At 57.7% G+C, this 12,306-nt stretch carries 9 protein-coding genes; all 9 read left to right on the forward strand.

All coding sequences use genetic code 11. From position 1 onward, the window contains the following. Positions 1–25 precede the first annotated feature (25 nt). The 9 genes from ACN0UH_RS16825 to ACN0UH_RS16865 all read left to right on the forward strand — a co-directional run bounded on the left by ACN0UH_RS16825 (position 26) and on the right by ACN0UH_RS16865 (position 12,253). A complete protein-coding gene (locus ACN0UH_RS16825) occupies positions 26–805 on the forward strand; it encodes a hypothetical protein (protein ID WP_417663135.1) in 780 nt (259 codons plus the stop codon). 43 nt (positions 806–848) lie between these two features. Next, on the forward strand, positions 849–1,235 hold the full coding sequence (locus ACN0UH_RS16830) for a TraK family protein (RefSeq protein WP_417663136.1): 387 nt from the start codon (positions 849–851) through the stop codon (positions 1,233–1,235). A gap of 261 nt (positions 1,236–1,496) precedes the next feature. Beyond that, on the forward strand, positions 1,497–1,886 hold the full coding sequence (locus ACN0UH_RS16835; protein ID WP_417663137.1) for a plasmid mobilization protein: 390 nt from the start codon (positions 1,497–1,499) through the stop codon (positions 1,884–1,886). Continuing rightward, complete coding sequence (traI, locus tag ACN0UH_RS16840; protein ID WP_417663138.1) at positions 1,883–3,469, forward strand: TraI/MobA(P) family conjugative relaxase; 1,587 nt, start codon at positions 1,883–1,885, stop codon at positions 3,467–3,469. Before ACN0UH_RS16835 ends, traI begins: the two co-directional genes overlap by 4 nt. 153 nt (positions 3,470–3,622) lie before the next feature. Beyond that, positions 3,623–7,096: a type I restriction-modification system endonuclease gene (hsdR, locus tag ACN0UH_RS16845; RefSeq protein WP_417663139.1), complete on the forward strand. Its 3,474-nt coding sequence runs from the start codon at positions 3,623–3,625 to the stop codon at positions 7,094–7,096. 277 nt (positions 7,097–7,373) lie between these two features. Further along, positions 7,374–8,372, forward strand: coding sequence for an Abi family protein (locus ACN0UH_RS16850; RefSeq protein ID WP_417663140.1), 999 nt, complete (start codon positions 7,374–7,376; stop codon positions 8,370–8,372). A 71-nt stretch (positions 8,373–8,443) separates the two neighbouring features. After that, a complete protein-coding gene (locus ACN0UH_RS16855; RefSeq protein ID WP_417663141.1) occupies positions 8,444–9,991 on the forward strand; it encodes an N-6 DNA methylase in 1,548 nt (515 codons plus the stop codon). Continuing rightward, complete coding sequence (locus ACN0UH_RS16860) at positions 9,984–11,351, forward strand: restriction endonuclease subunit S (RefSeq protein WP_417663142.1); 1,368 nt, start codon at positions 9,984–9,986, stop codon at positions 11,349–11,351. The genes ACN0UH_RS16855 and ACN0UH_RS16860 overlap by 8 nt, the downstream gene beginning before the upstream one ends. A gap of 35 nt (positions 11,352–11,386) precedes the next feature. Next, positions 11,387–12,253 carry a hypothetical protein gene (locus tag ACN0UH_RS16865; RefSeq protein WP_417663143.1) on the forward strand — a complete coding sequence of 289 codons (867 nt, stop codon included), beginning with the start codon at positions 11,387–11,389 and terminating at the stop codon, positions 12,251–12,253. Positions 12,254–12,306: the final 53 nt, after the last annotated feature.

Genomic DNA, 12,306 nt, shown 5'->3' on the forward strand with positions numbered 1-12,306 from the left:
CGCCCTCTTAAAAAGCGCCCCGATCATGAGCATAAAAATCTCAAGCCTAGTGTGGGAGCACTATCCAGCAGGCGGCTGCGAACTCCTTACGGCCCTGGCCTATGCCGACCATGCACACGATGACGGAACCAACATCCGCCCCAGCGTCGCTTATATCGCCAAGAAAACACGTCAGAGCGAACGCAGCGTTCGCCGGTATCTCGCACAAATGCGCGAAAACGGATGGTTGCTCACGGTTCGGTACGGTAATGGCGGGCGCGGGTTTGCCACGGAATATCGGGTCAACCCTCTGTGGATAACTAACCCTGACAAACTGTCACCCTTTGCTCCAGAAGCAAGCGAAACCCTGACAAATCAGGTCAAAAAGGATGACAGCAGAGGTAGCAAAAGGGTGACACCCATGTCAGCCCAACCATCAAGAATCATAAAAGAACCTACAACAGCGCAAAACGGACCGCTTACGCCTCTGGCAATACCCGCAGAGCTGTCCGGCCAAAACCGTACCGCAACTCAGAAGTTGCTGCAGCAGTGCCCTACTCCTCAGCGTCAACTTGTCCTCGATGAAATCGCCGCCCTGATCGCAAAGGGCCGAGTCCGAAACCCTCTCGGGTTACTGCGAAGACTTGTGGAAGTGGCTCAGCTTGGTGAGTTTGTGCCCAGTGCCAAACAGCAACCGAGGGAGAGGAACAAAGCAGCAAGCATCCGAAATCACAATTGCGTACCGGATGAGCTCTTAGAGCGCCAATCACTGGCTGAGTTACGTACGCAGCTCAAAAAGCAAAGCGAATCCAAGCGAGGTCGATGATGCAATCAAAGATCTGCTGGAACCAACGAAATGGAGGCAATACATGAGCACATACACATCACAAGCACATAACGGCGCGGAAGCTACGAAGGAAGACTCGTCTGTTCAACCAAAGACCAAGACACTCTCTGAGCGGATCGCCGCACACGTTATGCGAAAGCCTGATGCCAGCATCGCCGCTCGCAACCGCAGCGCTTTTATCTCTATGCGCGAGGAGATCCAGCAGGCCTACAGCAGCGGTTGGTCACTACTCGCCATATGGAAACTGCTGCACGAAGAGCAACGCATTCCATTCACCTACCAGGCATTTCGTCGCTACGCCCGACAACTGATCACCGCCCCTCAGCCATCACAAAGTGCCAAGCAGGAACCCATCCACCCAAGGGCAATTACGCTCAGCTCAACCGCAACCAAGGGGCATCTGCAGTGAGCATTAGCAGCCTCTCTGGCGTCCAACCCGCCATTAAAGCGTTCAAAACACGCTCAACCTGCAACTGCAGCGTTCAACACGCAAGACTTGCACTGCTACCTGTCAACAAGAGGCACGTTAAAAGCGCTGAGATGCGGGACAGGGTAGTATGTGCAGGCCCACACCTCCGGTGCGCGCCTCACAAAGGGGCCGTATTCGCGCTTCGCACTCAAGGCCCCACCCTGCCCTGCTGGGCCATAGCAAACAAACAGGTTGAACACCATGGGTGAGAGCACCAGTCGGCGCGTTGAGCCGCCCATCAAGGTCTACTGCCTGCCCCATGAGCGCGAACGGATACTGCTCAACGCCCAGGCATCTGGGCACAGCGCATCGCGCTACTTGCTCTTGGTGGGGCAAGGCTATGAAGTCTCCAGCATCCTGGATTACCAGTACGTAGAGGAGCTGGCACGGGTTAATGCCGATCAGGCACGCCTGGGCAATTTGCTCAAACTGGCTTTGACCCACTATGACCACCTCCCCGCTTACGGACAGATGCAGGCCAACCGCACCCTGCAAACGCTGGTGGACGAAATTCGGGAAAGCCAGCAGTCACTGCGCTCAACCATGGCGGCCCTCGTCACCCCAATCGCGGCGCGGAGCATCCGTCCGTGATCGCCAAGCATGTAGCCATCCGCTCACTGCGCAAAAGCAGCTTCAGAGAACTGGTGCGCTACATGTGCGACCCGCAGGACAAGCGTGAGCGTGTCGGTCACGTACAGATCAGCAACTGCCATTCTTTGGAGGTCGAGGACGCCATCCTGGAGGTCACCGCCACGCAGGCGCGAAACGTGCGTTGTGAGACCGACAAGACCTACCACCTCATCCTCAGCTTCCGCGCAGGCGAAGAGCCTGACGAAACGGTTCTGGAGCAGATCGAGCAACATATATGCTCGGGTCTCGGTTACACCGAGCACCAACGCATCAGCGCCGTCCACCACGACACCGACAACATCCATATCCACCTGGCCATCAACAAGATCCATCCGTCTAGGCTGACTCTGCACTCGCCCTTTCGCGATTACAAGACTCTGAATCAGCTGTGCTCAACACTGGAGCATGAATTTGGCCTGGAGCGCGACAACCACCAGTCTGAGCGTCAGGCAGCTCGTGGCCGTGCGGGCGACCTGGAGCATGCCGCCGGCGTTGAAAGCCTCATCGGATGGGTTCGTCGTGAGTGCCTGGAACAAATCACTGCCGCCGATAGCTGGAATGCCCTGCACCAGGTAATGCAAACCAATGGCCTGAGTCTACAACTTCGCGGCAATGGCCTAGTCATTACCAGCGCAGACAACACCGCCATCAAGGCCAGTTCTGTATCACGGGACATATCGAAGGCCAAACTAGAAATGGCCCTGGGGCCCTTCCAGGCATGCGGAGCAAAAGAGACCCCGGCACCAGCCCAGCAGTATCAGCAACGCCCCATGCGCTCTCGCCTGGATACTAGCGAACTGTTCGCCCGCTACCAGGCCGAGCAAAAACACTGTGCCACCACACGCGCCAAAGCGGCCAGATTTACTGGGGCTATCCGCGACCAACAGATCACCGCCGCCAAACGTCTGGCAGCCCTCAAGCGCAATGCTTTAAAGCTCTCTGGGGCCGACCGGCTGGCCAAGAAGATCATCCTCAACCAGATCAGCAAAACACTGCTGGCGGCAATCGAAAACGCCAGACAGCAGCACAAACAGGCGTGCCGCGAACTAACCCTGCGGTACCGCCAACGCAGTTGGCATGACTGGCTGCAGGAGCACGCGCGCCAGGGTGATGCAAACGCCCTTGCTGCGCTGAGAGCAAGGGTCTGTGCCAGCGGACTGAAAGGCAACACTCTGGGCGGCGAAGCCGCAGCAGCCCCATCGCCATCAACAGCACTGCCACCTAACAACATTACAAAGCAAGGCACCCTGATCTACCTAATCGGCGAAGCAGTCATTCGCGATGACGGCCGCGCACTCCAGATCTCCAGACATGCAAAGCCAGCAACTGTGATTGCCGCTCTGCAGCTTGCCGCGCAGCGCTTCGGCCAATCCCTGAGCGTGAATGGCTCTGCAGAGTTCAAACAGCAAGTTCTGGAGCTGGCAGCCCAGGAGCACCTGACCATTCGCTTCAATGATCCCGCCCTGGAAAAACAGCGCCTGGCTCTAGTAGCCAGCAAACGTCAGCAGTCTAGAAAGAAAACATCCCAGGGCGTAAGTCGCTAACACTCAACTGGAGACACGCGTGCGAAAGCCTGAAAATTTAGCTGCTAAATTTCTGCTCCCCCTGTCCTACCCACTTTGAGTAAACTCCCTGTAATTCTGCGTAGCTGGTATCAATCTGGCGCAGTTAAAGGAAAAGAGCTCAAAGGATCGACCATGGCAGCCAGCAGTAACTTCGCTTTTCTCCAGGAGCACGATCCTGTCTTCCTGCAGCTTGCGAGCACGGCCGAGCAGGTCTTCGCCAGCGATCCCAAAACCACCCTGATCAAGCTGCGCCAACTCGGCGAGGCACTGGCTCAAGACCTAGCCAGCCGCGCCGGTATCGAGTTCGATGCCACCACCACGCAGTCCGACCTGCTCTACAAGCTCAGCCGCGAGATCCAGCTGGATCAGAACATCCGCAGCCTGTTTCATACCCTGCGTGTGGAGGGTAACCGGGCCACTCATGAGTTCCGCACCCAGCACCGTGAGGCCATGGATGGGCTTAAGGTTGCCCGCGCTCTGGCCGTCTGGTATCACCAGAGCTTCGGCAAGAACGCACACGCGTTCAAACCCGGCCCCTTCGTTACGCCAGCAGATCCCAGTACCCCCCTGCGTGAGCTGCAAAGCCAGATCGAACAGCTTAAAACGCAGCTCAGCGAGTCCAGCCAGCAACTGGAGAGCAATCAGCAGCTAGCCGGCCTGCTCAAGCAGGAAGCCGAAGAATATGCCGTGCTTGCTGAGCAGATGGATGCCGAATCACGCAGCCATAAGCAGTTGGCAGCCGAGCATGAAGCTACGTTGCACAAGCTGCAACGCGAGCACGAGCAAAGCCTCAAGGCCATGCAACAGCAAATGGCCGCCCAGCCGCAGGTTAGCCAACAGGTTGCCAAGAAAACCCAACAGGCCAGCAGCAGCTTCGATCTCTCCGAAGACCTAACCCGTATTCTGATAGACCAGCAGTTGATCGATGCAGGCTGGGAGGCGGATTCCCTCGATCTCACCTACAGCAAAGGTGCCCGCCCGGAGAAAGGTAAAAACAAAGCCATCGCCGAGTGGCCCACCAGCAGCCCCAAAGCTTGCGCCGACTACGTGCTGTTCGCCGGTCTCACGCCCATTGCCATCGTTGAAGCCAAGCGTAAACGCATCAACATCGCCGACCGCATCCCCCAGGCCGAGCGCTATGCCCGTGAGTTCAACTTAACTGCCGAGCATCAGCAGCCCTGGCTGCTAGCGGGTCAAACTCAGCCCTGGAACGATGGCCAGGGTGGGCACTTCCGCGTGCCCTTTACCTTCGCCTGCAACGGCCGGCCCTTTATCAAGCAGCTCGCCGAACAATCTGGCACCTGGTTCCGTGACCTGCGCAGCCCGGCCAACACACGGCGTCCGCTGCAAGACTTTCACAAACCGGATGACCTGCTCGACCTGCTCAAACGCAGCCAGGCAGACGCCGAGGCAAAGCTCAAGGCCGAAGGCTTCGCCTACCTCAAGCTGCATGACTACCAGGTCAAGGCCATTCAGGCTGTGGAACAGACCCTGGCCAACAACCAGCGTGACTGCCTGCTGGCCATGGCCACCGGCACCGGTAAAACCCGCACAGCGATTGGCCTGATGTACCGCTTCCTGAAGGCCGAACGCTTCAAGCGTATTCTGTTTCTGGTTGACCGCAGCGCCCTCGGCCAGCAGGCCATCGACGCGTTCAACGACACCACGCTTGAGCAGAACCACACCCTGGCGCAGATCTACGACATCAAAGAGCTGGGCGACATGGCCGCCGAGGCGGAAACCCGCGTCCAGGTCGCTACCGTGCAAGCTATGGTCAGCCGTATCTTCCGCTCAGATAACCCGCCACCCGTGGGCGAATTCGACTGCATCATCGTCGACGAAGCCCACCGGGGTTACACCCTCGACCAGGAAATGACCGAAGGTGAGTTGGCCGTGCGCGATCACAGCCAGTACCTCTCGCAGTACCGCCGCGTGCTCGATCACTTCGACGCCTGCCGTATCGGCCTCACCGCCACCCCGGCTAAGCACACCAGCGAAATCTTCGGTAAACCAGTATTCACCTACAGCTACCGCGAAGCCGTGGCCGACGACTGGCTGGTGGATCATGAACCACCGATTCGCTACGAAACCCAACTCAGCAAGCACGGTATTCGCTTCGAGAAAGGCGAGTCGGTCAGCGTTATCAACACCCAAACCGGTGAAGTCGACGTAGCCGAATTGGACGATGAACTCACCTTCAACATCGAGTCGTTCAACCGCCGTGTGATCACCCCGGCCTTCGACAAGGTCATCTGCGACGAGTTGGCTAAAGAGCTGGACCCGTTTGGCGACGAGAAGACCATGATCTTCTGCGTCAATCAGGCCCATGCCGAGCGGGTCAAAAACCTACTCGACGACGCCTTCAAAGAAGCCTACGGCGAGCAGTACAACCAGGCCGCCGTGGAAATCATCACCGGCCAGAGCGACAAGGTTGAAACGCTGATTCGCCGCTACAAGAACGAGCCCTCCCCCAATATCGCCATCACTGTCGACCTGCTCACCACCGGCATCGACGTACCGAAAATCTGCAACCTGGTGTTTATGCGCCGGGTGCGCTCGCGCATCCTCTACGAGCAGATGAAAGGCCGCGCCACGCGCCGATGCGACGACATTGGCAAAACCGTATTCCGCATCTACGACCCCGTCGACCTGTATTCCAGCCTGGAAGCGGTCGACACCATGAAGCCCCTGGTGAAGAACCCCAACATCAGCCTGGACCAACTGGTCAGCGAACTCACCAGCGGAACCAGCCATAACGCACCCGGCAGCCAAGACGACAGCAGCCACGCCCATGATGTGCTCGACCAACTAAGCCAGCGCGTCATGCGTATCCTGCGCAAGGCCCAGCACAAGGCCGAGGAAAAACCCACGCTGAAGAAAAAGCTCGATGAGCTGCAAGAAGTGTGGGGCGTTGAGCCGGCCCAACTGCACAAACACCTGCACGACCTTGGCCCGCAGCAAGCCGCCAACTTCGTCCGCCAGCACAGCCAGCTACTCAACCAGCTCGCCGCCGTAAGCGCCCTGCTCGGCTCGGAGAACTACCCGGTTATTTCCACCCACAGCGATGAACTGCGGGTGCGCGAGCAGAACTACGGGCAAAATCAGAAGCCGGCTGACTTCCTGGAAAGCTTCAACGACTTTATTCGCAACCAACTCAACCAGTCCGCTGCCCTTGGCGTGGTGGTCAACCGCCCCAAGGATCTGACCCGCGAGCAACTGCGCGAAGTACGCCTGCTACTTGATCAGCACGGTTTCAGCGAAGCCAGCCTGAAAAGCGCATGGCGCAATCAGACCAACCAAGAAGTCGCCGCCAGCATCATCGGCTACATCCGCCAGGCGGCCATCGGCGAAGCCCTGCTGCCCTTCGACCAAAGGGTGGCCAAGGCCATGCAGACCATCTACGTCCAGCGACCCTGGACGCCCGTGCAACGCAAATGGCTGGAGCGCCTGGCCAAGCAACTGGTGCATGAAGTGGTCATTGACCCACAGCAGGTCAACGATGCCTTCCGTAACGATGGCGGCACCAAGGCGTTGGATCGCAACCTAGGCGGCAATTTGGACCAGGTATTGGAAGCGCTAAATGACAACCTATGGTCGGTAGCTTGATGGGTATTGACGCGCCGTTGATCAGCCGACAGCAGGTGTCCTTGGTCCCAGGACAAAGGACACCTGCGTCCGAAGCCAGTCGCCCTCTGTATATAGCCAGCCGGCCGGGCTCGCAGCCAACCAAAGACGCCGCCCGGCTCATCATTACAGTGCCAAACCACTTGCAAAACGATGCCCTGGTGCATATGCTCTCACGCAACACACCCGCCATGCCTATGGTTGCTTCGGCAGCTACGCACAAATTGAGCGGGTTTTTTATGCCCGGTAGTTTTTCCGCATGAAGTCTTTCCGCAAGCCAGCCATTGATATTCCTGCGCAGCTGGCCCTGCTCAAACAGCGTGGGCTTACCATCCAGGATGAAGCCAAAGCGCACTGCTTTCTGGAAGCGGTCAGTTTCTTCCGCCTCACGCCCTACATGCGCCCATTCCAGCTTTCGGAAGATGCCGACCACGTTTTCAGGCCCGGCACGCGCCTGCAGGCGCTCACCCGCCTGTATGACTTCGACCGTCGCCTGCGCTTGTTGGTCATGGATGCCATCGAGCGCATAGAAGTCGCGGTCAGAGCCGTTATTAGCAACCGCATGGGGCCGCAATATGGCTCGCATTGGTATCTAGAGCCAAAGTTCTTCCAGCGCGGCTATCGCCACCAGGTGCTGCTCGACAGCATTCGCAGTAAGCAGGACAAGGCTCTTCAGGATCATCTGCGCGAATGCCTGCGCATCGACGCCTCACAAGCCTCTGATGCCCGCAAAGAACAACTCAAGAGCATGCGCGCCAAGGAAAGCTACGCACGTCATTACGCCTTGACGTACAACACCCCCGAGCTGATGCCCGCCTGGGCGGCCATGGAAGAAATCACCCTGGGCGATCTCTCGCACCTGTTCAAGGGCCTGGCCCGCGATGCCGACAAAAAGGCCATCGCCAAACGCCTGAAGCTGCCGGCCCCTCTGCTGCAATCCTGGCTGCACACCCTGACCACCATCCGCAATATTTGCGCGCATCACGCACGCCTGTGGAACCGCGAGCTGGGCATCCGTCCAGAGCTACCCAGGACGGTCAATTTCCCCTGGCCGCAACACCTGCAACAACCCGGACAACATGCCCGCCTGTTCACCGTGCTGTGCATCCTCAACCTGCTGATGCGCCAGGTCAGCCCGCATACCAGTTGGGACAGACGCCTACACGAGTTATTGGCAGAGTTTCCAGAGACCAACCTACGGGCCATGGGCTTTGCGCCCGACTGGCAGAACGATCCTTTCTGGCAAACACCCGGCTAAACCAACCTTTTTCCCGTGAGCCGAATAGCCGATGTATTCGGCTCACGTTATGAGCCAATTAGAGAGACCCCATGACCAACTCCGATATCGTCCAGAAGCTCTGGAATCTCTGCGACGTGCTGCGCGACGACGGCATCAACTACAGCGACTACGTCACAGAACTAGTTCTGTTGCTGTTTATCAAGATGGAGTTTGAGCAAGTTCAGAACAACGACAGCTTTGCCCACAAGCTGCCAGCTGGTGCGCGCTGGCCGGATCTGGCCGGCAAATCCGGCCTGAACCTGCTCGATCACTACCGGCAGATGCTGCTCGATTTGGGCAAGAACAGCGACCCACTGATCGCCGCCATCTATGCCGACGCACAGACCCGCCTGAAAGAGCCACGCCACCTGGAGCAGTTGATCAAAAGCCTGGACGGTATCGACTGGTTCAGCGCCCGCCAGGATGGCTTGGGCGATCTGTACGAAGGCTTGCTGGAGAAGAACGCCAGCGAAACCAAATCCGGCGCCGGCCAGTACTTCACCCCGCGCCCGCTGATCGACAGCATCATCAACTGCATCAAACCGCAACCCGGTGAAACCATCCAGGACCCGGCTGCCGGCACCGCAGGCTTCCTGATTGCCGCCGACGCCTATATCAAGGGCCACAGCGATGATCACTACGACCTCGACGCCAAGGCCCAGGCCTTCCAGCGCAACCGCGCCTTTGTCGGCATCGAACTGGTGCCAGGCACCCGCCGCCTGGCACTAATGAACACCCTGCTGCACGGTATGGAAGGCGACGAAGAAGGCGTGGTACATCTGGGCAACGCCCTTGGCCAAAGCGGGGCCAACCTGCCCAAGGTCGACGTGATTCTCTCCAACCCACCGTTCGGCACCGCCAAGGGCGGTGGCGGCCCGACCCGCGACGACCTCACCTACAAGACCAGCAACAAGCAGCTGGCCTTTCTCCAGCATATCTACCGTGGCCTCAAACCCGGTGGCCGCGCCGCCGTGGTGCTGCCGGATAACGTACTGTTTGAAGCAGGCGTTGGCACCGAGGTACGCCGCGACCTTATGGACAAGTGCAACCTGCACACCATCCTGCGCCTGCCCACCGGCATCTTTTATGCGCAAGGCGTCAAGACCAACGTGCTGTTCTTCCAGAAAGGCACTGCTGACAACCCGCGCCAGGAGCAGGGCTGCACTCAGCGCGTGTGGGTCTATGACCTGCGCAGCAATATGCCTAGCTTTGGCAAACGCACTCCCTTTGGCGCACAGCACCTCAAGCCCTTCGAGGACGCCTATGGCACGGATGCCAACGGCAACAGCCCGCGCGCAGAGAACGTCGAAGGCATCGGCGAATTGAGCCGCTTCCGCGTATATAGCCGTGAGCAAATCTGCGAGCGTGGCGGCTCGCTGGATATCAGCTGGCTAAAAGATGCTGACAGCCTCGACGCTGCCGACCTGCCTGCGCCGGAAGTGCTGGCCGGTGAAACTATGGCCGAACTCACTGAAGCCCTGCATGAGCTGGAAGAACTAATGAAAGCACTGGGCGCAGGTGATGAAGTGGCGGCGCAAAAGCAGTTGATGGCGGAAGTGATGGGGTTGGCGGTGGTTGAGGGGAATGGGGATGAGTGAGTTGCCGGAGGGGTGGGGTAAATATGCTTTGCAAGAAGTCTCCTCACTAATAACGAAAGGAACAACACCAACAACTATAGGCTTCAGCTACGAAAAAACAGGTGTATCTTTCGTAAAAATCGAAAATATCGCAAATAATAGAATTCAAAAAAACTCTATTAATCAATTTATATCTGAAGAAGCTCACGCAGCCCTTTTGCGCTCACAGCTCCAAGAAAACGATGTGCTTTTTTCAATTGCAGGAACAATAGGTAAGACAGCACTAGTACAAAAGGAAGACTTGCCTGCGAATACAAACCAGGCTGTTGCAATAATTAGAGTCCCAAGCGAGATAACCAGCTATAGCTTCCTCCAATACCAGCTGAGCTCTTTGTCCAGAGGCTTCCTCGCCGATATATCTCGCGGCGGAGCGATGAACAACGTATCGCTTGGCGATATTAAAAATTTTGACCTACGAATCCCTCCGCTCGCCGAGCAAACCCGCATCGCCCAAAAACTCGATGAGTTGCTAGCCCAAGTCGACACCCTTAAAGCCCGCATCGACGCGATCCCCTCCCTGCTCAAACTCTTCCGCCAATCCGTCCTAACCGCAGCCGTTTCTGGGCGGTTGACGGAGGAGTGGCGAGCTGCGTCGAACATTGGCGAGCCTCGCACTAGCTGGGAAGACACTAGGCTTTCAGAGCTTTGCACGCTGGTAACTAGCGGCTCTCGTGGATGGGCTGACTACTATTCAGAAAGCGGCGCAATATTCATCCGATCTCAGGACATTAATACCGATGAACTGGACATAGCGGATACCGCTTTTGTAAAGCTGCCCGAGTCGAGCGAGGGCAAGCGGACAAGAGTTCAAGCCCAAGACATTCTCGTAACAATCACCGGTGCAAACGTCGGGAAAGTCGCACGGGTTAAACAACCTCTTCCAGAGGCTTACGTTAGCCAGCATGTTGCCTTGGTCAGGCTCCAGAAGCCCGACAATGCTCCATTTATAGAGCTCTACCTAAAAGATATTGGCTCTGGTCGTGGTGAGCTGACAGAGCTCGCATATGGCGGCGGCAAACCTGGCCTGAATCTCTCGAACATTCGGGATCTAGCATTTATGCTGCCCTCGCAAGATGAACAAACGGAAATTGTCCGTCGCGTCGAACAGCTCTTCGCCTTCACCGACCAGCTTGAAAGCAAGGTGCAAAGCGCCAAAAGCCGTATCGACCACCTGACCCAAAGTATTCTGGCCAAAGCTTTCAGAGGCGAACTGGTGCCACAAGACCCGAACGACGAACCGGCCAGCGTGCTGCTGGGGCGCATCCAAGCCCAACTCGCCGCCGCGCCCAAGGCCAAGCGCGGCAGAAAGGCCTCGGCATAAACACGCTATTGACCCGCTAACCCAGGAGCTGCCGCATGAACCCCAAGGACTGGATTGATTTGCTGCAGCGCCTGTTTGCCTGGCTCAGTGAACGACGCAACCCGGTACGCCAGCAGGCAGCACGCGTGCTGGCGACTTTTGAAGCCCATGGCGTGGCCCGCACTGAGATCAACGCCTTGCTGCCGGATACCTTACAGCTGTCCGCCTATCAGTGGTCGGATGCTGATCAGCTCAAGCTGGCTCTGCGCCAGGCACATCTCGATTGGCTCAATCAGCAATTCGCGCTGGAAGAAGGCTGGCTGACCGGGAAAAGCGACTCAGCCCACCAGCACCCTTTCAGCTACAAAGCGCCGGGGCAGCTGCATAAATGGTTTCAAGAGCACCGCACGCCTGAGGCCGACTTCGAGTTCAAACTGCATCTGATAACACCCGACACTCACCAAATCGGGCCGGATTCAGCGGGCCATTACGCTCTGGTTCTGGAGCATATGGATGAAGACCATTCGTTGTGCAGGCGCTTTTACCACCTCACCGAAGGCGGCCACTTCGATCATTGGCCCAGCCTGATTCATCTTCTGCAGGTGTTGGCTATCGCCCATCACCACGGCACCATCATGCGCCGCTCGCAGCTGGATGCGGCTTCCCTGTATCAACTGAGCCACCACAAGGAGCTTATCCCCAACTGGCTGGACAGGTGCAGCCCTAACCCCCTAGAAGCAGACCATGAGTTATGGCCACACTACTCCGGGCACTCCCAATGGCTTGACCAACTGCGCGCAGATGCCGAGCAGGGGCTACGCCGCGCCTGGCTGACCGAGGTGATTGACAAGCTGCACCAGGATACCCAACGCTTTTCACGCCAGCCGGACAGCGGCCTATTTGCAACACCCCTGCCCCGCTGATTACAGGGAGGCTTTATCCGCCAGAATTCATTCGTCCAGTTACGCCTACTTTC

It is taken from the genome of Pseudomonas sp. (genome assembly GCF_048265905.1).
GTDB lineage: Bacteria > Pseudomonadota > Gammaproteobacteria > Pseudomonadales > Pseudomonadaceae > Aquipseudomonas.

Bases quoted from the DNA above. Each gene is read 5' to 3' on its own strand.
- ACN0UH_RS16825 (WP_417663135.1), top strand. From the start codon at position 26: ATGAGCATAAAAATCTCAAGCCTAGTGTGGGAGCACTATCCAGCAGGC.
- ACN0UH_RS16830 (WP_417663136.1), top strand. From the start codon at position 849: ATGAGCACATACACATCACAAGCACATAACGGCGCGGAAGCTACGAAG.
- ACN0UH_RS16835 (WP_417663137.1), top strand. From the start codon at position 1,497: ATGGGTGAGAGCACCAGTCGGCGCGTTGAGCCGCCCATCAAGGTCTAC.
- hsdR (WP_417663139.1), top strand. From the start codon at position 3,623: ATGGCAGCCAGCAGTAACTTCGCTTTTCTCCAGGAGCACGATCCTGTC.
- ACN0UH_RS16850 (WP_417663140.1), top strand. From the start codon at position 7,374: ATGAAGTCTTTCCGCAAGCCAGCCATTGATATTCCTGCGCAGCTGGCC.
- ACN0UH_RS16855 (WP_417663141.1), top strand. From the start codon at position 8,444: ATGACCAACTCCGATATCGTCCAGAAGCTCTGGAATCTCTGCGACGTG.
- ACN0UH_RS16860 (WP_417663142.1), top strand. From the start codon at position 9,984: ATGAGTGAGTTGCCGGAGGGGTGGGGTAAATATGCTTTGCAAGAAGTC.
- ACN0UH_RS16865 (WP_417663143.1), top strand. From the start codon at position 11,387: ATGAACCCCAAGGACTGGATTGATTTGCTGCAGCGCCTGTTTGCCTGG.